1 protein-coding gene is annotated in these 989 nt (G+C 44.5%); it reads right to left on the reverse strand.

Annotated features, from left to right (window positions below; translation table 11 throughout):
• Window positions 1-683 precede the first annotated feature (683 nt).
• The coding region (locus A3751_RS22455; protein ID WP_369821219.1) for a hypothetical protein at window positions 684-989 on the reverse strand (306 nt) is incomplete at its 5' end.

A 989-nucleotide genomic window follows, 5' to 3' on the forward strand; every position in this document is an offset into this window, starting at 1 on the left:
TTGCTTGTAAGCTTTGTTTAGAGAATCAATATTCCAGCTTAAAGAAATGTCTTCGGCCATGGGCCACTCCACTTTCAATAGGCTGCCTTCGCACTTTGAGCGACACAGAGCTTCATTCACCCTGTTTTCGTTCGACTTCCAGCGGTTCGGCGCGCTTCTTAGTCAACACTAGTTTTCGGTAGTGTAGTTCGTAAAATGTGGTTTGCTTCTGTTTTTTTGATTAGCGCTACTCCGAAGAGTTGCGCGTGAGTGCATCCTTGCCCTCAGTACACATTTACGAATTACATATCTTTACGTTAGTGCAATGAACACTACTCTGCATGTCAAATATGTTTCTTTATGTATGAGCTTGTAATTTTGACGAAACAATTCGTTACATACACTTACAAAATTAGCATAGGTTTCAGTATCTGCAAATTGGGCATAGTGACAGTTTTGTTAGAAACGTGACGGAAGCGAATTTCGGTACTTAATATTTGCGAGCTGCGTATCACCGCGTATGCGTTTTGTGAAGCGTGTTGCACGGTAATTAATACGATAAGGCGGATGTTTAAATAAGGGGGGCGTCTCAAAGAATGTAGGCGCAAAGAGTCATAGAGAATAGGCGTTTCAGCTGAAACGATCTAGCGCATATAGCGCAAGATCAGTAACCTTGGCGCCGACCGGCGTTGGATGAGTCTGGTCTAGCTGACGTAGTCCGAAAGAAACTTGTCAAAAGAAACCGTATCTCCTTGTTTGATTTGCTCAGCGTTATCATGGCTTTGAGCGGCAAGCCTCTCAAATTCATGTTGAATAGCGGCCATGTCAGTTGCTGCCGTTAGCGTATGTTTGTGTTGATTGGACAGAGACCCCGCTAACTCAAGCCAGCTTTGTTGTTCTGTTCGCATATCTTCCAGAATCCGCGCAGAGGGGCATAGACTAGCGTCATCTACTTTTGCTTGCTGAAGTGCAATGCTCTCTTGGTGGAGCGTCGTATTCTCGGTGTTATC

It is taken from the genome of Oleiphilus sp. HI0080 (assembly GCF_001635135.1).